At 71.7% G+C, this 21,071-nt stretch carries 22 protein-coding genes and 2 tRNA genes; 13 read left to right on the top strand and 11 right to left on the bottom strand.

The window, feature by feature from the left end; all coding sequences use genetic code 11:
- Positions 1–67: 67 nt before the first annotated feature.
- Positions 68–1,312 carry an acyl-CoA dehydrogenase family protein gene (locus tag ACLBX8_RS07640; protein ID WP_447698622.1) on the bottom strand — a complete coding sequence of 415 codons (1,245 nt, stop codon included), beginning with the start codon at positions 1,310–1,312 and terminating at the stop codon, positions 68–70.
- A 124-nt stretch (positions 1,313–1,436) separates the two neighbouring features.
- Between ACLBX8_RS07640 and ACLBX8_RS07645 the strand changes: the two genes are divergently transcribed.
- Both ACLBX8_RS07645 and ACLBX8_RS07650 read left to right on the top strand, forming a co-directional pair.
- Positions 1,437–2,192 carry a response regulator gene (locus tag ACLBX8_RS07645; RefSeq protein ID WP_020092151.1) on the top strand — a complete coding sequence of 252 codons (756 nt, stop codon included), beginning with the start codon at positions 1,437–1,439 and terminating at the stop codon, positions 2,190–2,192.
- Positions 2,189–3,598, top strand: a complete 1,410-nt coding sequence (locus tag ACLBX8_RS07650; protein ID WP_447681437.1) for an ATP-binding protein — start codon at positions 2,189–2,191, stop codon at positions 3,596–3,598. The genes ACLBX8_RS07645 and ACLBX8_RS07650 overlap by 4 nt, the downstream gene beginning before the upstream one ends.
- Positions 3,599–3,622: 24 nt before the next feature.
- On the opposite strand, the gene ACLBX8_RS07655 is transcribed toward ACLBX8_RS07650, so the two are convergent.
- A complete protein-coding gene (locus tag ACLBX8_RS07655) occupies positions 3,623–5,779 on the bottom strand; it encodes a methyl-accepting chemotaxis protein (RefSeq protein WP_447714841.1) in 2,157 nt (718 codons plus the stop codon).
- Positions 5,780–6,194: 415 nt separating this feature from the next.
- Here ACLBX8_RS07655 and rocF point away from each other — a divergent pair, with 415 nt between their 5' ends.
- From rocF to ACLBX8_RS07670, 3 genes are all read left to right on the top strand, one after another.
- A complete protein-coding gene (gene rocF / locus ACLBX8_RS07660) occupies positions 6,195–7,163 on the top strand; it encodes an arginase (RefSeq protein WP_056527896.1) in 969 nt (322 codons plus the stop codon).
- Positions 7,163–8,023, top strand: coding sequence for an urease accessory protein UreD (locus tag ACLBX8_RS07665; protein ID WP_447714842.1), 861 nt, complete (start codon positions 7,163–7,165; stop codon positions 8,021–8,023). The genes rocF and ACLBX8_RS07665 overlap by 1 nt, the downstream gene beginning before the upstream one ends.
- A gap of 117 nt (positions 8,024–8,140) precedes the next feature.
- A tRNA-Cys gene (locus tag ACLBX8_RS07670) sits at positions 8,141–8,214 on the top strand.
- A 48-nt stretch (positions 8,215–8,262) separates the two neighbouring features.
- Here the strand turns inward: ACLBX8_RS07670 and ACLBX8_RS07675 are convergent.
- Both ACLBX8_RS07675 and ACLBX8_RS07680 read right to left on the bottom strand, forming a co-directional pair.
- Entirely contained in the window at positions 8,263–9,942 is a 1,680-nt protein-coding gene (locus tag ACLBX8_RS07675) for a methyl-accepting chemotaxis protein (RefSeq protein ID WP_447698619.1), read from the bottom strand.
- A 318-nt stretch (positions 9,943–10,260) separates the two neighbouring features.
- Entirely contained in the window at positions 10,261–10,497 is a 237-nt protein-coding gene (locus ACLBX8_RS07680; protein ID WP_056527886.1) for a hypothetical protein, read from the bottom strand.
- A gap of 268 nt (positions 10,498–10,765) precedes the next feature.
- Here ACLBX8_RS07680 and ACLBX8_RS07685 point away from each other — a divergent pair.
- From ACLBX8_RS07685 to ACLBX8_RS07695, 3 genes are all read left to right on the top strand, one after another.
- Positions 10,766–10,841: transfer RNA gene (locus tag ACLBX8_RS07685), tRNA-Asn, on the top strand.
- Positions 10,842–11,185: 344 nt separating this feature from the next.
- Positions 11,186–11,410 carry a hypothetical protein gene (locus ACLBX8_RS07690; RefSeq protein ID WP_244526756.1) on the top strand — a complete coding sequence of 75 codons (225 nt, stop codon included), beginning with the start codon at positions 11,186–11,188 and terminating at the stop codon, positions 11,408–11,410.
- A gap of 126 nt (positions 11,411–11,536) precedes the next feature.
- Positions 11,537–11,779, top strand: a complete 243-nt coding sequence (locus ACLBX8_RS07695) for a hypothetical protein (RefSeq protein ID WP_056530108.1) — start codon at positions 11,537–11,539, stop codon at positions 11,777–11,779.
- A 122-nt stretch (positions 11,780–11,901) separates the two neighbouring features.
- Here the strand turns inward: ACLBX8_RS07695 and ACLBX8_RS07700 are convergent, their stop codons facing one another.
- From ACLBX8_RS07700 to ACLBX8_RS07710, 3 genes are all read right to left on the bottom strand, one after another.
- Positions 11,902–12,582 (bottom strand): BA14K family protein, encoded by a 681-nt coding sequence (locus ACLBX8_RS07700; protein WP_447698618.1) that lies wholly within the window; start codon positions 12,580–12,582, stop codon positions 11,902–11,904.
- A gap of 125 nt (positions 12,583–12,707) precedes the next feature.
- On the bottom strand, positions 12,708–13,025 hold the full coding sequence (locus ACLBX8_RS07705) for a hypothetical protein (protein WP_447698617.1): 318 nt from the start codon (positions 13,023–13,025) through the stop codon (positions 12,708–12,710).
- Between the two features lie 69 nt (positions 13,026–13,094).
- Positions 13,095–13,277, bottom strand: a complete 183-nt coding sequence (locus ACLBX8_RS07710; protein ID WP_012319429.1) for a hypothetical protein — start codon at positions 13,275–13,277, stop codon at positions 13,095–13,097.
- A gap of 472 nt (positions 13,278–13,749) precedes the next feature.
- Here ACLBX8_RS07710 and ACLBX8_RS07715 point away from each other — a divergent pair, with 472 nt between their 5' ends.
- The 3 genes from ACLBX8_RS07715 (at position 13,750) to ACLBX8_RS07725 (ending at position 15,708) form a co-directional block, all read left to right on the top strand.
- On the top strand, positions 13,750–14,379 hold the full coding sequence (locus tag ACLBX8_RS07715) for a cell wall anchor protein (protein WP_447714843.1): 630 nt from the start codon (positions 13,750–13,752) through the stop codon (positions 14,377–14,379).
- A gap of 72 nt (positions 14,380–14,451) precedes the next feature.
- Complete coding sequence (locus tag ACLBX8_RS07720) at positions 14,452–15,030, top strand: NADPH-dependent FMN reductase (RefSeq protein WP_091676658.1); 579 nt, start codon at positions 14,452–14,454, stop codon at positions 15,028–15,030.
- 345 nt (positions 15,031–15,375) lie between these two features.
- On the top strand, positions 15,376–15,708 hold the full coding sequence (locus ACLBX8_RS07725; protein ID WP_447698614.1) for a hypothetical protein: 333 nt from the start codon (positions 15,376–15,378) through the stop codon (positions 15,706–15,708).
- Between the two features lie 322 nt (positions 15,709–16,030).
- Here the strand turns inward: ACLBX8_RS07725 and ACLBX8_RS07730 are convergent, their stop codons facing one another.
- Positions 16,031–16,246 (bottom strand): hypothetical protein, encoded by a 216-nt coding sequence (locus ACLBX8_RS07730; protein ID WP_020092165.1) that lies wholly within the window; start codon positions 16,244–16,246, stop codon positions 16,031–16,033.
- Positions 16,247–16,551: 305 nt separating this feature from the next.
- On the opposite strand from ACLBX8_RS07730, the gene ACLBX8_RS07735 reads away from it, so the two are divergent.
- Positions 16,552–16,704: a hypothetical protein gene (locus ACLBX8_RS07735; protein WP_447714844.1), complete on the top strand. Its 153-nt coding sequence runs from the start codon at positions 16,552–16,554 to the stop codon at positions 16,702–16,704.
- A gap of 3 nt (positions 16,705–16,707) precedes the next feature.
- On the opposite strand, the gene ACLBX8_RS07740 is transcribed toward ACLBX8_RS07735, so the two are convergent.
- The gene (locus ACLBX8_RS07740) at positions 16,708–17,187 is read right to left on the bottom strand and encodes a hypothetical protein (protein ID WP_056530092.1); all 480 of its coding nucleotides are present in this window, start codon (positions 17,185–17,187) and stop codon (positions 16,708–16,710) included.
- 154 nt (positions 17,188–17,341) lie between these two features.
- Positions 17,342–18,592: a phosphoglycerate dehydrogenase gene (gene serA, locus ACLBX8_RS07745; RefSeq protein ID WP_447714845.1), complete on the bottom strand. Its 1,251-nt coding sequence runs from the start codon at positions 18,590–18,592 to the stop codon at positions 17,342–17,344.
- A 361-nt stretch (positions 18,593–18,953) separates the two neighbouring features.
- On the opposite strand from serA, the gene ACLBX8_RS07750 reads away from it, so the two are divergent.
- Positions 18,954–19,802 carry a transglutaminase-like domain-containing protein gene (locus tag ACLBX8_RS07750; protein WP_042671664.1) on the top strand — a complete coding sequence of 283 codons (849 nt, stop codon included), beginning with the start codon at positions 18,954–18,956 and terminating at the stop codon, positions 19,800–19,802.
- Positions 19,803–19,836: 34 nt separating this feature from the next.
- Here the strand turns inward: ACLBX8_RS07750 and ACLBX8_RS07755 are convergent, their stop codons facing one another.
- Complete coding sequence (locus ACLBX8_RS07755; RefSeq protein ID WP_447714846.1) at positions 19,837–20,604, bottom strand: Crp/Fnr family transcriptional regulator; 768 nt, start codon at positions 20,602–20,604, stop codon at positions 19,837–19,839.
- Positions 20,605–21,071 lie beyond the last annotated feature (467 nt).

Consider the following 21,071-nt stretch of genomic DNA (forward strand, 5'->3'; position numbering starts at 1 on the left):
GCGGCGCCGGGCGGGGAGTCCCGATCGACGATTCGCCGCACGGCCGCGCGCGATCGCTCCCGGTCGGTCAGGCCCCGGGCCGCGGCAGCATACGGTCGCTGATGATCCGCCGCTGGATCTCGCTCGTGCCCTCGAAGATCGTCGTCAGCCGCGCGTCGCGCCAGTAGCGCTCGACCCGGCGCTCGGTGGTGTAGCCGTTGCCGCCGTGGAGTTGCATCGCCTGGTTGGTGACCCGCACCGCCATCTCGGTGGCCAAGAGCTTCACCATCGCCGACTCGCTTTCGGCGGCCTCGCCCTGGTCGAGGAGGTGGGCGACCTGATGCCAGAAGGCCCGCGCCTGCGCGACCTCGGCGGCCATGTCGGCCAGCGCGAAGCGCAGCGCCTGGAAGTCGCCGATCGGGTGTCCGAACTGGACGCGCTCCTGCAGGTAGCTCTGGCAATCCTCGACCGCCGCGCGGGCGACCCCGACGGCCCGCGCCGCCGTGTGCACCCGGGCGATGTTGAGGCCGCGCTGGACGGCGGCGAACCCGCCGGAATCCGCGTCCGCCCCCTGGTCGCCGTAGAGCCCGGTGAGCCGGTCGCTCTCGGGCACGCACACGTCCTCCAGGCTCAGCTCGAAGGTCTGGAAGCCGTGATAGCCGATCTTGTCGATCACCCGGCCGGTCACGCCGGGCGGGAAGCTGTCGCGCTCCTTGAGCACGAGGAACGGCTCGAGGCCGGCCGAGCGCGACTCGCCCGGCTCCGGGTCGCGGGTCCGGGCCAGGACCTCGATGAAGTCGGCGCCCTTGGCGAACCCCGCCCAGCGCTTGGTCCCGGTGATCCGCCACCGGTCGCCGTCGCGCACCGCCCGGGTCTGCACGCCGGCGAGGTCGGACCCGGCATCGGGTTCCGACAGCGAGATCGAGCCGATCCACTGCCCCCGGGCCGAGCGCCGGATCAGCTCCGCCCGGCGGTCCGGGTCGAGGGTCTGGGTGCCGAGGCCCTGGCCGCGGGCCAGGATGCTGCCCACCGAGAGCCAGGCCCGGGCCAGCTCCTCCGAGACGAGGCAGTACTCGAACACGCCGAGCCCGAGGCCGCCGTGCTCCGCCGGGATCGTGATGCCGAACCAGCCCTTCTCCGCCATGGCGTCGATGAGCGAACGCGGCATCTCGGCCTTGTGACGGTCGAGCTCGTCGGCGAGCGGCAGGACGGTGTCGCGGGCGAAGGCGCGGGCCTCGTCCTGCAGCGCTGCCCGCGCCTCGGTGTGCCAGGGCGAGGCGAGTTCCGGCGGCCGCGGCGCGATCAGGTCCTTCCGATCCTCGGTTCCGGTCATCGTTCCCCCCTGTGATGTGACGCCGTGCGGCAACTCAGTTCAGGTCCGTGCGGGAAACACGCGCTTACAAAATGGTTCCGTGCCCCATCTTCGAATAATCGGCGGACGGGGTCATAATAGCTTGATGATGCAGGCCGAACCGCAGACCGACTCCTTCGCGATGAGCGCACCCGCAACACCCCACATCCTCGTCGTCGAGGACGATCGGGAGATCTCGGCGCTGATCGCGCGCTACCTGCGCGGCAACGATTGTCGCGTCACGCTGGCCGGCGACGGCGCCGACATGGACCGGGTCCTGGCGGAAGCGCGGATCGACCTCATCGTGCTCGACCTGATGCTTCCCGGCGAGGACGGCCTGAGCCTGTGCAGGCGCCTGCGCGGCACCTCGCAGATCCCGATCCTGATCCTGACCGCGAAATCCGAGGACGTGGACCGGATCCTCGGCCTCGAACTCGGCGCCGACGACTACCTCGCCAAGCCGTTCAACCCGCGGGAACTGCTCGCCCGCATCCGTGCCATCCTGCGCCGGGTCGCCGCCGAGGCGCCGGACGCCGACGAGCGGCGGCGCCTGCACTTCTCGGGCTGGACGCTGGACGTCTCCCTGCGTCAGGTTCTCTCGCCCGAGGGTGCGCGGATCTCGATCACCGGTGCGGAGTTCGACCTCCTCCACGCCCTCTGCCTCCGGCCGGGGCGGGTGCTGTCGCGGGACCAGCTCCTCGACCTCACCCAGGGCCGGGCCGCGGGCCCGTTCGAGCGGAGCATCGACGTGCTGATCTCCCGGATCCGCCAGAAGATCGAGCGCGACACCCGCAACCCCGAGTTCATCCGCACGATCCGGTCCGGGGGCTACCTGTTCACGCCCGAGGTCACGCGGTCATGAGCGGTCTGGGGCGCCTCCGCGCGCGGCTGCGTCCGAAGACCATCGCGGGCCAGATCGCGCTCCTCGTGGTCGCCGGCATCGCCGTGGCGCACGTGGTCGCCACCGCGGCGTTCCTGATGCTGCACGAGTCGCAGAATCCCGACACGCTGCCGGGCGTGGCCGCGAGCCGCCTCGGCGTTCTGGTGAGACTCATGGACGCCGCCGACCCGGCGGCGCGACCGGCGCTGCTGGCGAGCGGCCGCAGCCTGCCGCTGATCCAAGTCGAGCCCTGGGACGGGACGGTGCCGTCGGGGGCGAAGCCGGCTCCTGACCTGCCGGTGATCCGCAAGCTGCGCTACGGCGCCGGCCGGCCGGTGACGATCACCGACCTCGCCGCGGCCGACCCGGCGCGCGACAAGTCGGACGGCCGCCTCCATATCGGCATCGTCACGCCGGCGGGTGTGCGGGTCCAGGCGACGCTGCCGAACGATCCTCTGCGGGGACCCCGCCAGGGGGCGCTGATCTTCACCGTGGTGTTCCTGGCGCTGACGCTGGCGCTGCTCTGCGTCTGGGCCACGCGCGCCCTCACGGCGCCGCTGAAGCGGCTCGCAGGCGCGGCGGAAGCCTTCGGCGCCCGCGACGACCACGTGGCGCTGCCGGAGGCGGGGCCGCGCGAGGTGCTCGCCGTGTCGCGGGCGCTGGACCGGATGCGGTCGCGCGTCCGCCGCCTGATCGACGACCGGACGCAGATGCTGGCGGCGATCAGCCACGACCTGCGGACGCCGATCACCCGGCTGCGCCTGCGCGCCGAGTTCATCGAGGACGAGAACGCCCGGGCCTCGACCCTGCGCGACCTCGACCAGATGAACGGCCTCGTCGAGGCGGCGCTCTCCTTCGTGCGCGACGGCCAGATCCGCGACGCGAACAGCCACAGCCTCGTGGATCTCGCCTCGGTGGTGCAGACGGTCTGCGACGACTTCTCGGATTTCGGCGCCCCGGTCAGCGTCAGCCGCAGCCGGCACGTCCTGGTCCAGGGCCGGCCCGAGGAACTCCAGCGGGCGGTGACCAACCTCGTGGACAACGCCGTGAAGTACGGCGGCCGGGCCGACGTGCAGATGGAGGCCTCCGAGCGCGGCGTCCGGGTCTGCATCCTGGACAACGGCCCGGGGATCCCGGAGGCGGAGCGCGAGGCGATGCTCCAGCCCTTCGTGCGCGGCGACCGGGCGCGCAATCTCAACGAGGCCAGCGGCTTCGGCCTGGGCCTCTCGATCGTGCAGGCCATCGTCGAGGCCCATAACGGGCGCCTGCGGCTGGAGAACCGCCCCGAGGGCGGCCTCTGCGCGGCGATCGAGCTGCCCCTGGCCGCCCAGGCCTTCGCGGGGCGCGCGGCGCAGAAGCCCGTGCCGCTCCCGGCCGAGGCGGCCTGAGGCCGCCTCGAGTCCCGTCCGCTTCTACGCCGCCCGCACGTTGCGGAGGAACTGCGCCACCTCGGCGCGCAGCTGCTCCGAGCGGGTCGCCAGCGAGTCGGACGCCTGCGCGACCGAGTCCGCGGCCTCGCCGGCATCGCCAGCGACCCGCGCGACCTCGGCGATCTCGAGGGTCATCGTGCCGGTGCCGGCCGACGCCTGCCCCATGCTGCGCACGATGTCCTGCGTGGTGACGCCCTGCTGGTCCACCGCGGCGGCGATGCTGGTCGACACTTGGTTCATCGCCTCAATTTGGGCGGTGATGCCCTGGATCGCCCCGGCCGCGTCGCCCGTGACCGTCTGGATCGAGGCGACCTGACGGCTGATCTCCTCGGTGGCGCGGGTGGTCTGGGCGGCGAGCTCCTTGACCTCGGCGGCGACCACCGCGAAGCCGCGGCCCGCCTCGCCGGCGCGGGCGGCCTCGATCGTGGCGTTGAGCGCCAGCAGGTTCGTCTGCCCGGCGATGGTCGAGACCATGCCGACCACGTCGCCGATGCGCGTCGCGGCGGCGGCGAGGTCGGTCATGGTCTGCTCGGCCCGGCGGGCCTCGCCGACGGCGGTGGCGGACATGCCGGCGGCCTGCTCGACCTGCCGGCCGATCTCCTGGACGGTCGCGCCGAGTTCCTCGGCCGCGGCCGCCACGGTGTTGACGTTGTCGGAGGTCTGCTGCGCGGCCCCGGCGACGCTGGTCGAGCGCTCGGAGGTGCTGGAGACCGCGGCGCGCATCGTGTCCGAGGCGCCCTGGAGCTCCGTGACGGCGCCGGTCAGGCCCTCGACGATGCCGCCGACCGAGTGCTCGAAGCCGTCGGCCAGCTGCTTGAGCATGGCGCGCCGGCTCTGCTCCTCGCGCAGGCGCGCGGCCTCGGTGGTCTGGAGCTGCTGGGCGGCCTCCTCCAGCGACATGTCGCGGATCGTGACCACGGCGCGGGCGATGTCGCCGATCTCGTCCCGCCGCGCGCTGCCCGGCACGTCGGTCAGCGCTTGGCGATCGGCGAGGGCCTTGAGGGCGCGGGTGAGGGCACCGAGCGGCGCCACGATCGAGCGGGCGAGCAGCAGGCCGAGCAGGGCCGTTCCGGCGAGCACGAACAGGCCGGTCAGGATCAGCGTGCGCGACAGGGCCTGGACCGCGTCGATCGCCTCCGCCTGGGTCTGCTCCGCCACCACCGTCCAGGGCGCGCCCAGGACAGTCACCGGCGAGGCGGCCGCCATGTGGGTGCCGTTCTCCGCCGCGAAGTCGACGGGACCGCCGGCCTTGACCCGGTCGGCGGCGAGGCCGATCCCGGCGAGGCCCGCGCCGGCACGCATGCCGGGGTTCAGCGGCGGGTTACTGCGCAGAAGGCCGTCCGCGCCGACCGCCAGGATCTGGCCCGTGTCGCCGAGCCCGGTCCGCTTCGACAGCGTCTGGTCGAACAGGGCCGGCGTGACCCGCATGACGATGAAGCCGATCCGCTCGGCCGCCTGCGCGGTGCCCATGGCGACGTTGGCCCGCTTGATCATGGCGCGGCCGAGGAAGGCGGCCGGGACCCCGTCCACCGGGTAGGCGGCGAAATCCTCGTACAGGACCGCGCCCGGGTCGGCGGATTTCAGGCGCTCGACGAGGCGCGCGAGCGCCGTCCCCGCCAAGCCGTCCTCCGTGACCGCTTTGCCGAAATCGGCGCCCTTCGTCGTGGTGTAGTCGATCCGGCCGTTGTCATCGATGAACATCAGGTCGGCGTAGCCCGGCTGGGCGACGAGCTTGCGCGCCACCTCCTGAACCTTGACGTGCCGGCGGGCATACATCGACGACATGCCGCTGCCGTCGAGGGCGACCCGCGCCTCGGCGGTCTGCGGCGCGCGGAACGCCGCGATGACGCTCTCGGTGTCGGGCTTCGCCGGGTCGAGGTTCTCGAGCAGGTCGGGGAAGTTCGAGACGATCTGCGGGTGGGCCGCCACCGCCAGGAAGTCGGCCTGCGCCCGATCCGCCACCAGCTCGATCGCGTCCCGGCGCGCCGCCGCGGCGAGTTCGAGGCGCTCGTGGGCCGCGGTCATCAGGCCCGCCCGCGCCGAGTACCAGCTGAATCCGCCCATGGCGGTGGCGCTCAGGAGCGCCAGGCCGACGGTCGTCGCGGGAAGGCGCGTGCTCAGCCGCGATAGCGAGATCATGATGCCCCTGTATTCTTTGGTAGATTGGTTTGACGTGAACCAATCGCCCAATCCTTATAAAAATCTCGTAAACACCGATACACCGCTCAAAACTTGAGCGCATGCGGAACATACAACTTAAAGAACAGTCTTGGCACCATGATTCCAAGTTGTGAATGGTCGAGCGCCCGTTCCGGCAAGATTTCGCCGCGCGGGTCGTCACGGACGCCCGCGCGGCATTGAGGGATGCGCGGCATCCGGCCAAGTTTCGGCCAGCCCGTTTCGGGCAGCCCGTCGTCCCGCGGCCGCCCCGGACACACCGTCACGGATCTTGCTGGCCGATCCCGTCTCGCGGTCGGCGTCATCGGCCGTTTATGAGTCCGGGTGGTAGAGCGACCGCGGAGCACGGGCGCTTCGCGACGGCGATGGAGGTGGGATGAGCGGCGAAGACCAGCCGGACCGGGCGCGCAGCATCGCGCTGATCGGGGCCCCGATCGAGGTCGGGACCAGCGAGGCCGGCGCCCTCATGGGCCCGGCGGCCCTGCGCACGGCCGGGCTGGTGCGGGCGCTCGCCGAACTCGGCCACGCGATCGCGGATCGCGGCGACGTCGCCCCGGACGGGCCCGCCGGGACGCGCGGGCTGGACGGTGTCGCCGCCTGGACGCGCGCCCTGTCCCGCGCCGTGGAGGACGCCCTCGACGCGGGGGCGCTGCCGCTGACCGCCGGCGGCGACCACAGCCTGTCCCTGGGCTCCGTCGACGGGGTGATGCGGCACTGCGCGCGGCGCGGCCAGCCCGTCTTCGTCCTCTGGCTCGACGCCCACGCCGACTTCAACACGCCGGCGACCTCGCCCTCCGGAAACGTCCACGGCATGCCGCTCGCCGCCCTGTGCGGCGAGCCGGGCTTCCCGCCGCTCTTCGCCGAGCCAGCGCCGGCGCCCCTGCCGCCCGCCGACGTCCACCTGTTCGGCCTCCGGTCGATCGATGCCGGCGAGCGCGCCCTCGTGACGGCGCGCCGGGTCGGCGTCACCGACATGCGCACGATCGACGAGTTCGGCGTCGTGGCGCCCCTGCGGCGGGTGCTCGACCGCGTCGCCGCGCGGGGCGCGCACCTCCATGTCAGCCTCGACATCGACTTCCTCGATCCGTCGATCGCCCCGGCCGTGGGCACCACCGTTCCGGGCGGCGCCACCTTCCGGGAGGCCCATCTGATCATGGAGATGCTCCACGATTCCGGTCTGGTCCGCTCCCTCGACGTGGTGGAGCTCAACCCCTTCCTCGACGAGCGCGGCCGCAGCGCCCGGGTGCTGGTCGAGCTGGTGGCCAGCCTGTTCGGCCGGCGCATCCTCGACCGGCCGACCCTGCCGATCGAGGCCGTGCCGGCAGAGCCGGCCGGGCGCGCCTGATGCACGGCCCTCTCGCGCCCTCATCCGCGCCCGAGATGACCGCGCCCGCGCGCCAGCGCTCGGACGGGCGCGTCCACCTGCGTGTCGGACTGGCCCGTCCGGGTGGCGGGACGCGCATCCTGGATCTGGCGGAAGCCGGGCCGTCGCGGCTGCGCTTCCCCCGGGGGACCGGCGCGCCGGAGGCGGTCCTCGTCAACACGGCGGGCGGCGTCGCCTGCGGCGACACCTTCGCCATCGACCTCACGCTCGAACCGGGGGCCGAGCTGGTTCTGACCACGACGGCGGCCGAGAAGATCTATCGCTCGGACGGCCCCGTGAGCCGCATCGTCAACACGCTGCATCTGGGGGAGGGGGCCGGCCTCGCCTGGTTGCCGCAGGAGACGATCCTGTTCGATCGGGCCCGGGTGCGGCGGCGCTTCGTGGCAGATCTCGCCGAGGGGGCCGCGCTGCTCGCCGTGGAGGTCGTGGCGTTCGGCCGCGCCGCCCGGGGCGAGCGGATCGCCGACGGGCTGTTCGCGGATTCCTGGCGGATCCGCCGGGGCGGGCGCCTCGCCTACGCGGACGACCTCCTGCTGGAGGGGCCGATCAGCGACCACCTCGCCCGCCCGGCCATCGGCGGCGGCGCCCGCGCCTGCGCGACGATCCTCGACCTCTCCGCCGGGGCGGAGGCGCGCCTCGAGGAGGCGCGGACCCGGCTGGCCGAGGCCGCGTCGCCCGGGACGACGGCGGCGGCGAGCGCCTGGAACGGCCATCTGGCGGTCCGCGCGCTGGGCGACGCGGTCGGGCCCCTGCGCGGGCTCGTCGCCCGCTTCCTCGCGGGCTACCGCGGCCTGCCGATGCCGCGGGTCTGGCAGAGCTGACGCGGTCCGCGCGATCCGGGCCTCGGGGCCGTTGCCTGCGACCGCCGACCTCTGCTAGAGACGCGCACCCGGAGCTGTCCGCCAAGCTCCGGACGGGACGGCAGCGCCGTTCGGGAAGGCCTCGTGGCGGAGTGGTTACGCAGAGGACTGCAAATCCTTGCACCCCGGTTCGATTCCGGGCGAGGCCTCCATCCTTCCCAGACAGATTGTGCCGGCCGTGACGGGCCGGTGCGCGCCCGTCAGGCGCCGTGGACCTCCACCATGAAGGTCTCGATCGCCCGCTGCAGGCTGTGGGTCCCGGCATTGACCCGGGCGGCACTGCCGCGCACCTGCCCGGCCTGCGCCTCGTTGGACGCGGCCGCGGCCTGAACGCCCGCCACGCTCTCGGAGACCTGCCGGGCCTCCGCGGCCGCGCCGAAGATCGCCCGCGCGATCTCCTGGCTGGCCTGCCCCTGCTGGTCGGTGGCGTCCGCGACCTCGGAGGCGATCAGGCTCATCCGGGCGATGGTCTCGCCGATCGTGCCGATGGCGCCGACCGTGCGCCCGGCGGCCCCCTGGATCGCCCCGACCTGCCCGGTGATGCGGTCGGTGGCGAGCGCCGTCTGGCCGGCCAGCGCCTTCACCTCCGCGGCGACCACCGCGAAGCCCCGCCCCGCGGCGCCCGCCCGGGCCGCCTCGATCGTGGCGTTGAGCGCGAGGAGGTTCGTCTGCTCGGCCACCTCGCGGATCAGCGTGACCACGGCGCCGATCTCCTCGGCCGCCTGCGAGAGGCTCATCACCGTCTCCTTGAGCCCCTGCGTGTCGGAGAGGGCCGAGGTGGCGATCGCGCTGGTGTGACGGACCCGCGCCTCGATCTCCCGCGCCGAGGCCGAGAGCTCCTCGGCCGCGCTGGCGATGCTGTCGACGAGGCCCGCGCTCTGCTGCGACGCTCCGGCGACGACGGCCGACTCGGCCGCCATCGCGCCCGCGTTGCCCGAGAGCGTGTCGGCCGCCGCCTGCATCGCCTCGGCCGAGTCGGCGAGATCGGTGACGGCGCGGTGCGTCTCGGCCTCGAAGGTGCGGGTGGCCGCAGCCAGGGCCTCCGCCCGGCTGCGGTCGCGGTCGCGCCGCGCCTGCGCCTCGGCGTCGAGGTCGCGCTTCTCGATCAGCGCCGTCTGGAACGCCGCGATGGCGGCGGCCATCTCGCCGATCTCGTCCCGGCGATGCGTGAACGGGATCGCGCGGCCGAGATCGTTGGCGGCGAGCGCCGTCATCCCGTCCTTGAGCCGATGCAGCGGCCGCCGCACCTGGCTCACGATGATCCAGATCGCCGCGAGGAGGCCGAACGCCAGTGCCGCGGCCGGCACGGCCACAAGGGTGATCCGCGCCCGACGGCGGTCGGCCGCGTCCGCGGCGCGGCGGGCGTTCAGGCGGTTCAGCACCTCCCGTCCGAGAATGCCGATCTCGGCGACCATGCGCTCGCGGTTCTTCACGGTCGCCTCGTCGGTCGCCTGGATCAGCGCGGCCTTGGGCGAGACCGTGAGGCCGAGTTCGGCCGTATCGGTCTGGTAGGCGATGAATTCCTTGACGAAGAGGTCGAACCGCCGCCGTCGATCGGCGGGGAGCTGATCCTCCATGGCCTTGAGGAAGGGCGCCCGCACCTGCTCCACGGTGGCGAGGGCGTCGTGGAGCGCCGACAGCCGTGTGCGCGCCTCCGTCGTGTCCTCCGCGGTGTAGAGGGCCGTGGCCTGCACCACCGCGTGCTCGATCGCCTGCCCCAGGGCGCCCGCCTGAAGGCCGGCGTTCCAGATCCGGTCGGTGGCGGCCGCCCGCTCCTGCTCCCAGTTCGATTGTCGAACCGCGAAGGCAGCGATGCCGATCGCCACCAGGGCCAGCAGCCCGATCACCGCGGAGAGCTTCAGGCCGAGTGAGATGCGCATGGCGACGAGCCGCTTCTGGCCGGAGATTCGTGTGACCGCAGCTATATCGAAGCAAATCTTTTTGAACAGGTAAATATAGCCGGCAAAAACATTTATCTTATACTCCGAAGCTCCGAGATTTTTGCCATCGCGCAGCCCGGCTCAACCTCAGCATCCAGGGGCACATCGGAGGAAGAATTCGCGGATCTCGGCCGGTGCCGGATTGTCAGTTCAGTCTCGCGAGCGCTGTCGGCAGATGCGCCGGCAGGCAGGAGGACTGTTTCGCCCGGACGAAGCTGGATCGCCGCGCGCCCGACCGCGCGGGACACGGGTCGGCGATCACGGCAGGCGGATCTCGGTCCGACCTGGGATGCACGGCTCCGGAAGCGGTAGGGCGGCCACGATCTCGCGACGGAGATCGTCGCGCTGGGCCTCCACGAGGTCGGGGAGGATATCGGCCTCGTGCTCGTCCAGGGCCGCGATCAGGCGGGGATGGTCGGCGCTCCACTCGAAGGCGACGCGCACCTCGCGTTCGGCGTAGGGGTCCTGTGGGTCGAGGCAGCGATGGGTCGGCATAGCGGCAGGGTCGTCACACCGGCGCGCCGGCAGGCGGTTCCCGTAGGAGCGGGAGACGACAGACGGATGACTTCCACCGGCCGCGGACCGGCAGAGCCGGCGACGGGCCTCGGCGACGATGTTGCCGATCAGTCACATTCCGGGCTTCCCGACCTCCGCGGGAGGCGCCACGCGCTGTGTCGGGGGGCGCAGCGCGTCGGTTTGGACGCGGATCGTGCATCGAGGCCCTTGCGTCCCGCCATCCCGGTGTGTAGAGACCCCCTCGTGATCCCCGATAGCTCAGTTGGTAGAGCAGGCGACTGTTAATCGCCTTGTCGCAGGTTCGAGTCCTGCTCGGGGAGCCATCCACTTACCAACATCTTGATCGAACTGAGTTTTCGGCTCTCTCACCCGTCTCGGGTTCTGAGGTTCGGGAACAGCGTTGCCGTTCCGGCATCCGTCAATACGTGCGACGTGCCGTGTTCGACTGGCGCGATGCGGGCGTGCCGGCGCCTCTGCCGACCGGTGCCGTCGCAGATCGATCCTCCACACTCCCCGCGGGATCCGGCGCGCGGTGGCGCCGACGGATGGCGGGATGTTTCGCGCGCTTTCGAACGTCTACGTCGTGCGCCCGCGCCGCCCGCCCCGATGCGGCGCGGCGCGCTGAGCCACGACGACAGGCAAGGCGGTGATCCCGATGTCGGGCGGCATGCTCGGTTCCCTGGCCCTGGCGGCCGTCTTCACGCTGGGGTGCTTCGGCATCCACAGCGCGCGCCGGCATCCGGACGCGGTGACCATCGGCCTGTTCCTCCTGCTCGGCCTGCTCGCGTCCCTGTATGTCGGCCGGCACGTCGGACCGGACGCGCACCATCCCACGTGGCAGCACGAGGCCCTGTACCGCGAGAGCGCGCCGACGTCGCATCCGACGATGTGACGGATGCGGCATGGCGCTGTCGGAGCGCGCGGCGACATCGACCTCGATTGACCGCGACGGCCGTCACGTGTGGCCGATGGCCTCGCGGTGACCTAGTTCCCGGAGCCCTCCTGCGAGAGACCGGCCATGGCTTTCCCCGATGCGAACGAACCCAGCGCCACGTCGATCAGCGCCCTCGAGCTGGTCAATACCCTGATCGAGCGCAAGGAGAGCGGCGAGCCGGTCGACGCCGATATCCTGTCTTTCCTGACCGACATGGAACGGCTCGGGCTCACCGACACCGATGCTTATGCGACGCTCGACGCGTATCGGCCTGGGCCCGCACTGGGTGCGACCGGTGGGGATGACGCGAGCGAGGCGGACGCCTAGCGCCGGCGATACGCCGCGCCGATCCGGCCGGTCGTGATGATGGCACCTTCATCCCCGCCGACGCCGTGGCGTCGGCGGGGATGGTCCGAGCCGGATGCGGCCGTCGTCAGGACGGTCGCGGCTCACCGGCAGCGGTGGCGACGTCCATCCCGGCCGAGATAGGTTCCGCTCTGCGGGTCGTAGGATCGGAACCGGCGCGCGCAGTAACGGTCGTCGTCCGCGACGCGGTAGGTCTCGGTGTCGGCGTAGCCGTACGTGACGGGCGCGTAACCGCCGTAGTACCCGGTGTCGTAGCCGTATCCCGGATAACCGTAGCCGCCGTACAGACCGCCCACGGCGACGCCGAGGCCGAGGCCGCCGAGCCCGTATCCGCCCCGTCCGTAGCCGTAGCCATAGGGGCGGCCGTAGTAGCCGCGGTTGTAGCCGTAATGGCGATGATGACCGTAGCCCCGGTGGGCGCCGAGTCCGTGCCCGAACCCGGGATTGGCGAATCCGCCGCCGACAGCCGGTCGGCCGAAATTGTGGTTGCCGAAGCCGTTATTGGCGAAGCTACCCCCTCCGGCACCGGCAGCCGGCCCGAAGGCGTGATTGCCGAAGCCCCGGTTGGCGAAGCCGCCGCCCGCGGCGCCAGCCCCGACACCGGGACTGCTGAAGCCGCCGCCGCCGACGGCCGCGGCTCCGAAATTGTGGTTGCCGAAGCCGTGGTTGGCGAAGCTGCCCGCCTGCGCCTGGGCTCCGGTCGGCGCCCCGAGAAGAGCGCCGGCAAGGATTGCCGACGCGATCGCTGTGACTGTCGTGTTCATGGTCGCCACTCAGGCTCTGTTGCGTCTACTGTGATCAACGTCGCGCCCGAGACGGCCAATCCCGCTTCCTTTTGTCCCGCGACAGATCGGAGAGCGGCGCGCCGCGCCGCTCGTGAGCCGGAGACCTACGAGTGCTGCTGGGCCTTGAGGCTACTCCGCGCCCCGGACTCGTCCGTCGTCGGGTTCGCGAGGCCGCTCGTGTTGCCGTCGGTGTCGGCGCCCGTCTCGGCAACCACCTGCCGGTTGCCGGCGTGGTCCCGGTACTGCTCGGTCTGGACGTTCTTGCTGTCCAGACCGCGCTCGTCGCTGTGCCGCGACTTGTCGCGGTTGCTGAGCACCATGTTCTCCGGCAGCACGCCTTCGGGCAGGTCCGACATGGCCCCGGATCCGGTTCCCTTGCCCTGGGCGCCGGGACCGACTTTGTGCCGACTGGCATTCGCCATGATCATTCTCCGATGCGGATCATCACGTCTCGGGCACGGCGGCTCGCGGTGCCCGCGCGGATCGGGCGGTCAGCGATCCTGCTGATAGCCCTGGTTGGTGGTGTTCACCTTGGAGTTTCCGGCTTGGCCGACCTTATCCGGATCCTTGGTCTGGGATCCGGCGCGCCCCTGCGTGAGCGGCGCTTCCGTGGCGCTGCCGGGGCCCTTGTCGGACCGGTTGGCCGGCGGAACGGGCGGTGGCTTGGTCGTCATGTGCACCTCGTGGTGACCAGTACGGAGCCAACCCGACAGGGTCCTCATCGTTCCGGGCGCAGTTGTTCCGGCCACGCTCGAGAGCTGAGCCGTGGCGCGCGAATAGAACAACAGACGCACCTCCGCTCATCGCGACCGCGATGGAGCAATTGGTCTACTGTTCTACTTCAGACAATCGCGCGACGACGGCGGCACGTCGCGGCTGTTCGGGAACCGCACGAGACGATGCGAACGGGCCCGGATCTCCGTGGCGGCGACGGCGACACCGCCCGAGAACCGCGCCGTCGCGACGACCGGCGCGCGACCCGACCGGATCCGTGCCGATGCGGAATCTGTCGGCCGGCGCGGCCGGCAGATTCTGCCGCTCGGCCGATCCTGCCGGCCGAGAGCCCGGACCCGCCGCTGAAATCATTGGGAAAATTCTGGAACGACCCGTGCCTGACCACCGTGAGGGCGGTCGCGGAGGCGTACCATGTCGGTCAACACGGTTTCGGGCAGTTCACTCCAGCGGGACCTCGTCAGCGCCCTCAGGCAGGCGCGGGCGGCGAACGTTGCCCGCCTCGATGTCGGCACCGCCGCGACGGCGAACCAGGAGACCGGCAAGCAGGCGGCCGCGGACGACACGGCCCCGTCGACCGGGAGGGCCTCGACGCCGACCCTGTCGAACGACCTGATGGCGTCGCTCCTCCAGCTGCAGTCGGACTTCAGCCAGATGGGGCTGCAGACCGGCGTCACGGCGCCCGCGGAAGCCGCGGCCAACGCCGACGACACGTCGATGACCGGCACCGCCACCGGTACGGCGCCCGGTCAGGCCGCGGGCGGCGCCTCCGCCGTCCATCACCATCGCGGCCATCACGGCCACCGGCCGGTCTCGGATGCCGAGCAGAGCGAGGGTGCTGCCCAGGCCGGCACCGCGACCGACACGTCCGCGAGCACGTCCGCGAGCACGTCCACCACCGCGACCGCCGATACCGCGACGGCGACGGACAGCGGCAGCGACCTGCAATCCTTCCTGCAGCAGGTGACCAAGGCGGTGACCGCCTACGCGGCCGGCGGACCGCTCGGCATCGCGGCCGCGCTGACCAGCACCACCAAGGCCTGACGATCCCGGGCCCGGCCCGCGGCTGGAGCGGCGCGGCCGCCTCTGGCATGATCGGGGGAACCGGAGAGCGCCATGGCCCTGACCGTCCCCGTGATCCTCGGCAGCGTTCGGACCGACCGCATCGGCATCCGCGCCGCGCGCTTCCTGATCGCGCAGCTGGAGTCCCGCGGCCACGCCGCCCCCCTGGTCGATCCGGCCGAGCTGGCGCTCCCGCTCCTCGATAGGATGTACAAGGAATACCCGGCTGGGACGGCGCCGGAGCCCCTGCAGCGCTGCGCCGACCTCTTCCGCCGCGCCGACGCCTTCCTGGTCGTCACGGCCGAGTACAACCACGGTGTGCCGCCGGCACTATCCAACACGCTCGATCACTTCCTCGAGGAGTATTTCTGGCGGCCCTCGGCCATCTGCTGCTACTCGGCCGGCCAGTTCGGCGGCGTCCGGGCCGCGATGCCGCTGCGGGCCATGCTCGCCGAGATGGGCATGTCCAGCATCCCCTCCCTTCTGCCGATCCCCCGACTCCAGAAGGTCATCGACGCGCAGGGCGTCCCCGCCGAGCCCTGGCTCGCGGCGGCGGCCGGCCGCTTCCTCGATGAGCTGGAATGGCACGCCGAGGCCCTGCGGGAGCGGCGCCGGGGCGGCACGCCGTACTGACCCGCGGAGCGCCCTCCGGACGCCGCGGGCCCGGGTCGGACGGTGGCTCGAGCGATGCGGCCCCCAGCATCGCCCCTGCCGGAGCGGAGGTATTCGGACGGCGAACCGGGCCTCCACGCGGGCGTTTCTGTGCGCTGAATCTGTCGAGACGGCGCATTCGATTCTGGAAATGCCCAAATACTCGGCACACGATTGTAGAACAACTGTGCCGGATCGGGCCCGCGAGACGTTGAACCCGCGGAGCGCTCATGTCGCGAGACAGTATTGCGCTGTTGCAAAAAGGTGGCTGCACACAGCCCCGAAGTATGAGAGCTTGGCCGTGTTCCCGAACCCGGACCGATTCCGATGAAGATCGACGAGAGGGCGCTCCTGCAGGAGCGCGTGCGGACGCTTGTCCTGCGCCACGCCCTGGAAGCCGTACTGGACCGCCTCGCGTCGGTGGCGCGCGAGGCCGGGAAAGATGCCGAGACGGAATTCCTGAGCCTGGAGCAGTCGCTCGTCACGGCCGCGCGCGGTCTCGCCGATCGGGCCACCGCCCAGAAGCTGGCGGTGCTGGTCGCCGTCGAGGACGCGGGCACGACGATCCGAGCCGCGTTCGACAACGCCCATGACCGCCTCGAGGCGCTGCGTCCGGCCCATCTCACCCTCGTCGCACCGACGGCGGCCGTCGCCGCCTAGCTGCGCGCGGTCTCGGGCTGAGCCCGGAGCGCCCGGCGCGGACGGGATGCCGGTGCGGCCGCGCCTCGGGCTGGGACGCACCGCCGCGGGATCGTCGAGGATAGCGGGGATCCGGAACGTAGGGACCGGAATCCGGGACCGAACGCCCCGCCGCGCAACCGATACAGGCGGCGTCTCCTGCCGCACCGCTCGAAGATCCGGTCCCCGACTCGCCGTGGCTCACCGGACACGTTCGCGAGGCTCCGCTCCGGCGCGGCCGGGGCTGGCGGAAGCCCGGATCGGGCGGGCGCGTCCGCGACGCGCCCGCCAGCTCACTGCCAGCTCACTGCTTGGCGCGGTTGATGATCGCCCAGAGCGCGTGGGCGACGGGCTCGGTGACGGTGCGACGGTACTTGCGGTGAACCAGTTGCCCGTTGTGGTAGACGTCCTGCTCCACGTAGAGCCGCTCGCCGTCCCAGCGGACGATGTTGTCGGACTCGGTGGTCTCCTCGACGCCGAGATCGCCTCGGAGAATCGAGTTGCCTGTCTGGGTCAGCATACGCGCGTCCTCGTTCACGCAGTCGGTTCTACCCGGGAAGCGCCGCCGCGGCCCGTGCAGCGCGATCCCAGGCAGCCCCCGATGTGGGCAGCATAGGAGGGCATCGGCGGACTTGCCAGCGAGGTGATGGACGCAAGCGCCCGACCGTCACGTCGTCCCCGCCGGCCCCGCGATCCGGGCACGACCTTAACGTTACCCATGTGCGCTTCGGCACGTCCAGCTCGGCCGTAAGGTGCGATCCTTCACAGGCGCACCCAGTCTGTCCGCACGACGCGGGCGGGATCGGCGGCGCGACGGAGGCGTCCATGCTCGCTCGCCCGTTCCGCCTGCTCGCCCCGGCGCTCGCGGCCCTCGGCCTCGTGGCCCTGCGCCTCGCGAGCCCGTTCATCGGGCCGGTGTCGCCCGCGCAAGCGGCCGCGAGCGACGACGCGGGCGTCGTCTTCCGGCACTATCTCTGACGCTCAACCCCGGCGGCTCAGCACGGGAGCGGCGGCCGGCAGCGGGCAAGACGCGCCGGCCGCGGGCCCGAGGATGATGTCGCCCTGGCGCGGGTTGTTGACGGTGAACGGGGCCGTCTCCTGGAGACCGATGAAGCCGCGCCCGATCTGCGGCACGAACAGGTCGCCCCCGAACCGGACGAAGCAGCGGTCGAGCACCGCCTCGTAATCGAAGGTCCGCTGCGTGACCGGGGTTCCGCCCGCGCCCGGCGCACCGCAATAGGCCGCGATGTCGATCTGGCCCGGCCGCGCCAGCCGCACCGGGAGCGACTGGCCGGGCAGCAGCGTGGCGGGCGGGCCGCCGTCCTGACGGGCGACCAGAACGAGGTTCGACCGGTTGTAGACCCGGCGCAGGCAATCCGCCGACGCGCCGGAGACGACCGAGACCGACCCGACGATGCCGAGCACGAGGCCGGCCCATGCGCACGCTACACGCTTCGTCACCGCAATTCCTCCGCCGGCCGGGCGCTCGACCGGCCGAGGCCGTCGATGGTGCCGTCCCTGACTTGAACAGCGGCCAGCTTGGCCGCGCAAGACGAACGCGGCAAGACCCGCCGCGTTCACGCGCGCATCGTAAATTCCCGCGCGCGCCTCGGGATCAGCGGCGCTCGTAGAGGAGGCGGGCCCGGATCGTGCCCGGGATGGCGCGGATCTCGGTGAGCAGCGCCTCGGCATCCGCGTCGGTGGCGTCGGTCTCCAGCACCACGTAACCGACCTCGCCGTCGGTCTGGTAGAACTGCGCGGCGATGTTGACGTGGCCGCGGGAGAACACGTCGTTGAGCCGCCCGAGCATGCCGGGCAGGTTGCGCTGGACGTGGATGAACCGCGTCCCGGTCGGACGGGCCGGGAGCTGCACCTGCGGGAAGTTCACCGCGCCGACCGTCGAGCCGATATCGGAATAGTCCACGAGCTTGCGCGCCACCTCGGAGCCGATCCGCTCCTGCGCCTCCTCGGTGGACCCGCCGATATGCGGGGTGAGGATCACGTTCTCGAGGCCCTGGAGCGGGCTCACGAACGCTTCGGCGTTCGAGCCGGGCTCCACAGGGAAGACGTCGACGGCCGCGCCCTTGAGATGGCCGTCGCGCAGGGCCGCGGCCAGCGCCTCGAGATCGACCACGGTGCCCCGGGCGTTGTTGATCAGGAAGGCGCCGGGCTTCATCGCCCGGATCTCGGCGGCGCCGATCATGTTGGCGGTGGCGTCGGTCTCCGGCACGTGCAGCGAGACGACGTCGCTCTGCGCCAGCAGAGCGTGCAGCGTCTCGACCGGCTCGGTGTTGCCGTGGCGCAGCTTGTCGGTGTGGTCGTAGAACAGCACACGCATGCCCATGGCCTCGGCCAGGGTCGAGAGCTGCGTGCCGATATTGCCGTAGCCGACGATGCCCAGCGTCTTGCCGCGCACCTCCAGCGAGCCCACCGCCGACTTGTCCCAGTGGCCCGCGTGGGCGCCCACCGAGCGCGGAACGATCCGGCGCAGCAGCATCACGATCTCGCCGATCGTCAGCTCCGCCACCGAGCGGGTGTTGGAGAAAGGCGCGTTGAAGACCGGGATGCCCCGGTGGCGCGCCGCGTCCAGGTCGACCTGGTTGGTGCCGACCGAGAAGCAGCCCACGGCCAGGAGCCGGTCCGCCGCCTCGAAGGCGGCCGCGTCGAGCTGCGTGCGCGAGCGGATGCCCACCATGTGCACGCCCTGGAGCGCCTCGTGCAGGGCCTCCCGGTCCAGCGCCTTCGGCAGGCGGGTCAGGTTGGTGTAGCCGGCCGCCCGCATCAGCGCCACGGCGCTGTCGTTGATGCCCTCGAGCAGCAGGACGCGGATCTTGTCCTTCGGCAGGGAAAGCTTGTCGGGCGTCATGGGCGTCGATCGTCTGGCAGCAGGCCGGGCCGGGCGGTGCCGGCAGGCCATGGAGTCGAGCGGCCTGGGATAAGAGGGCGCCGTGTGCGTTGCAACATGGCGCGGTAACGGACCGCCCCGCTTGACCGCAGCCCCGCCCCGGGCCTGCCGCATGGCTCCGCATATCTCATCGGATGCCGGCCGGTCCGGGCGCGGCACGAACGTCGCGGGCACCACTCTGCCAAATATTCGGGCAGTTCAAACCGTCTTGAACTGACCTGATCGACGGAACTCGACCCCGGCTCGCGGCTTATTGGGCCCTGTACTGTAACGACCCGCCTGCCGCTCCGCCGGCCGGCGTCCTTCCTCACGGTCCCCGACGATGCATATCCGCACCGGCTTCTCGATCGCCTTCGACACGTTCGGCCCCACGCCGATGAACCTGCTCCTCAACGTGCGCCCGGAGCGGCGGGGCGACCTCCTGACGCCGGAGGTGATCGCCTTCGATCCGCCGGTCGCGGCGTCGCAGCACGTCGACGCCTTCGGCAACGTCTGCACGCGCATCGTCGCGCCGGGCGGCCGGATCACCATGGCGGCCGATTTCACGATCGCCGACAGCGGGCTGCCTGACGATCAGGCCCCCGGCGCCCGGCAGATCGCCGTTCAGGACCTGCCCGACGAGGTCGTGCCGTACCTGCTCGGCTCCCGCTACTGCGACACCGACAAGCTGTCGGGCATCGCGTGGTCCCTGTTCGGCGGCACGCCGGAGGGCTGGGCCCGCGTCCAGGCGATCGTCGACTTCGCCCATACCCGCCTGCGCTTCGACTACCAGCAGGCCGACGCGACCCGCACCGCCTTCGACGGCTACACGCAGGGCGTCGGCGTGTGCCGGGACTTCGCGCATCTGGCGATCACCCTGTGCCGGTGCATGAACATCCCGGCCCGCTACGCCACCGGCTATCTCGGCGATATCGGCGTGCCGAAGGACCCGGCGCCGATGGACTTCTCGGCGTGGTTCGAGGTCTTCCTCGAAGGGCCCGAGGGGCCTCGCTGGTACACGTTCGACGCCCGCCACAACCGGCCCCGCATCGGCCGCATCGTCATGGCCCGCGGCCGCGACGCCACCGACTGCGCCCTGACGACGAGCTTCGGTGCCGCCCATCTGGTCCGGTTCGACGTCCACACCGACGCGGTGGTCGAGCCGCCGGAGACCCTGGCCCGGGCCGCCTGAGGCGCGCGCCCGCCGCGTCACCCGGCCCCACCCGCTAGATCGCCTCGGCGGTCTCTCGGGCCGGCGCCGGGTTGTTCGCCAGGTGCAGGAACGTCTGGTCGAACTCCGCGACCTCCGTCAGCGCGTCCCAATCCTCGATGGTCAGGATGCCGCCGCTCAGCGTGACGAGCCCGCGTCCACGCAGAGTGCGCAGGACCCGGTTGAGATGGACGCTGGTCAGGCCGAGCGCGTCGGCGAGTTCGGACTGCTTGGGCACCAGCGGGCAGCTCAGGCCGCGCGCGAGCCCGACCGCCTTCTGCCGCAGGTACAGCTCGCAGAACAGGTGGGCCACGCGGCCCAGCGCCTGCCGCCGCCCAAGGCTGGTGATCCGCTCGCGGTAATGGGCGGCGTCGATGAGGCTGTCGCGCCAGAGGGTGCCGGCGAGCCCCGGATTGCGCAGGAGGACCGCGCGCAGGTCGTCGTGCGCGATCAGCGCTACCACGCAGGACGTCAGGGTGGCGAGGTTGTGATCCATCCGGTGCAGATGAAGGCTCTGAAGATCCGGCACGTCGCCCGCGATGTAGAACGACAGGATCTGCCGCCCGCCCTCGGCGAGGGCGGCGTAGCGGTAGACCCAGCCCTGCAGGACGAGGCAGCTTTGGGTCGGCCGGTCGCCGAACCGGACGATGTCGTGGCGGGCCGGCAGGTTCCGGACCGTGTGCGGCAGATCGAGAAGCGCCGCGCGGTCGGAATCGGACAGGCGCGCGATGCTGTCGAGCTTGCGCGCCAGCATCTCCATCGGGGTGTTGTACCCGTTCGGCATCGGGGGCTCAGGCCCCGGATCGCACGGAGCGCGCGGTGCCGCCGCGCCGACGGCCGGCAGCCCGAGAGTCGAGATCAGGACAACCCACGCTTCATCCCCCCTTACGCCCCGGATCGCCGACCGGCGCGGACCTCGGTCGAGCGGGATTGCCCCGTCGGCCGGCGGAAGCGCGACCGCAAACGTTCGACGGCGGACAAGTTTGCCGGATCTGCGGCCAGCGGCAAGACCACCGATATCACCCGGCCCCCGCGGACCGTCCTCCGCCCCGCGAGCCTAAAACCCTAATCGGTTGAAGTCGCAAGGCCGATGCTGTAAGGGACGCGCGTCCTCCCGGATCCGCCCTCGCGCGCTCGTCTTCTGGCGCGCCCGCCGGGCCGCCGGACGGACCGCCCTCGTCATCCGTATCGACGCGTCGGCAAACCGGGTCCCGCGGGACCGGTCGCCTCTCCCGAAAGACTCCGGGAAGG

This window comes from Methylobacterium sp. D48H, assembly GCF_053345715.1.

Excerpts from the sequence above, each read along its gene's own strand:
- ACLBX8_RS07700 (WP_447698618.1), bottom strand. The coding sequence starts at position 12,582 with ATGAACACGACAGTCACAGCGATCGCGTCGGCAATCCTTGCCGGCGCT.
- ACLBX8_RS07715 (WP_447714843.1), top strand. The coding sequence starts at position 13,750 with ATGTCGGTCAACACGGTTTCGGGCAGTTCACTCCAGCGGGACCTCGTC.
- ACLBX8_RS07755 (WP_447714846.1), bottom strand. The coding sequence starts at position 20,604 with ATGCCGAACGGGTACAACACCCCGATGGAGATGCTGGCGCGCAAGCTC.
- rocF (WP_056527896.1), top strand. The coding sequence starts at position 6,195 with ATGAGCGGCGAAGACCAGCCGGACCGGGCGCGCAGCATCGCGCTGATC.
- ACLBX8_RS07735 (WP_447714844.1), top strand. The coding sequence starts at position 16,552 with ATGCTCGCTCGCCCGTTCCGCCTGCTCGCCCCGGCGCTCGCGGCCCTC.
- ACLBX8_RS07690 (WP_244526756.1), top strand. The coding sequence starts at position 11,186 with ATGCTCGGTTCCCTGGCCCTGGCGGCCGTCTTCACGCTGGGGTGCTTC.
- ACLBX8_RS07665 (WP_447714842.1), top strand. The coding sequence starts at position 7,163 with ATGCACGGCCCTCTCGCGCCCTCATCCGCGCCCGAGATGACCGCGCCC.
- ACLBX8_RS07720 (WP_091676658.1), top strand. The coding sequence starts at position 14,452 with ATGGCCCTGACCGTCCCCGTGATCCTCGGCAGCGTTCGGACCGACCGC.
- ACLBX8_RS07705 (WP_447698617.1), bottom strand. The coding sequence starts at position 13,025 with ATGGCGAATGCCAGTCGGCACAAAGTCGGTCCCGGCGCCCAGGGCAAG.
- ACLBX8_RS07750 (WP_042671664.1), top strand. The coding sequence starts at position 18,954 with ATGCATATCCGCACCGGCTTCTCGATCGCCTTCGACACGTTCGGCCCC.
- ACLBX8_RS07680 (WP_056527886.1), bottom strand. The coding sequence starts at position 10,497 with ATGCCGACCCATCGCTGCCTCGACCCACAGGACCCCTACGCCGAACGC.
- ACLBX8_RS07730 (WP_020092165.1), bottom strand. The coding sequence starts at position 16,246 with ATGCTGACCCAGACAGGCAACTCGATTCTCCGAGGCGATCTCGGCGTC.
- serA (WP_447714845.1), bottom strand. The coding sequence starts at position 18,592 with ATGACGCCCGACAAGCTTTCCCTGCCGAAGGACAAGATCCGCGTCCTG.
- ACLBX8_RS07675 (WP_447698619.1), bottom strand. The coding sequence starts at position 9,942 with ATGCGCATCTCACTCGGCCTGAAGCTCTCCGCGGTGATCGGGCTGCTG.
- ACLBX8_RS07650 (WP_447681437.1), top strand. The coding sequence starts at position 2,189 with ATGAGCGGTCTGGGGCGCCTCCGCGCGCGGCTGCGTCCGAAGACCATC.
- ACLBX8_RS07725 (WP_447698614.1), top strand. The coding sequence starts at position 15,376 with ATGAAGATCGACGAGAGGGCGCTCCTGCAGGAGCGCGTGCGGACGCTT.
- ACLBX8_RS07710 (WP_012319429.1), bottom strand. The coding sequence starts at position 13,277 with ATGACGACCAAGCCACCGCCCGTTCCGCCGGCCAACCGGTCCGACAAG.
- ACLBX8_RS07695 (WP_056530108.1), top strand. The coding sequence starts at position 11,537 with ATGGCTTTCCCCGATGCGAACGAACCCAGCGCCACGTCGATCAGCGCC.
- ACLBX8_RS07655 (WP_447714841.1), bottom strand. The coding sequence starts at position 5,779 with ATGATCTCGCTATCGCGGCTGAGCACGCGCCTTCCCGCGACGACCGTC.
- ACLBX8_RS07640 (WP_447698622.1), bottom strand. The coding sequence starts at position 1,312 with ATGACCGGAACCGAGGATCGGAAGGACCTGATCGCGCCGCGGCCGCCG.
- ACLBX8_RS07645 (WP_020092151.1), top strand. The coding sequence starts at position 1,437 with ATGATGCAGGCCGAACCGCAGACCGACTCCTTCGCGATGAGCGCACCC.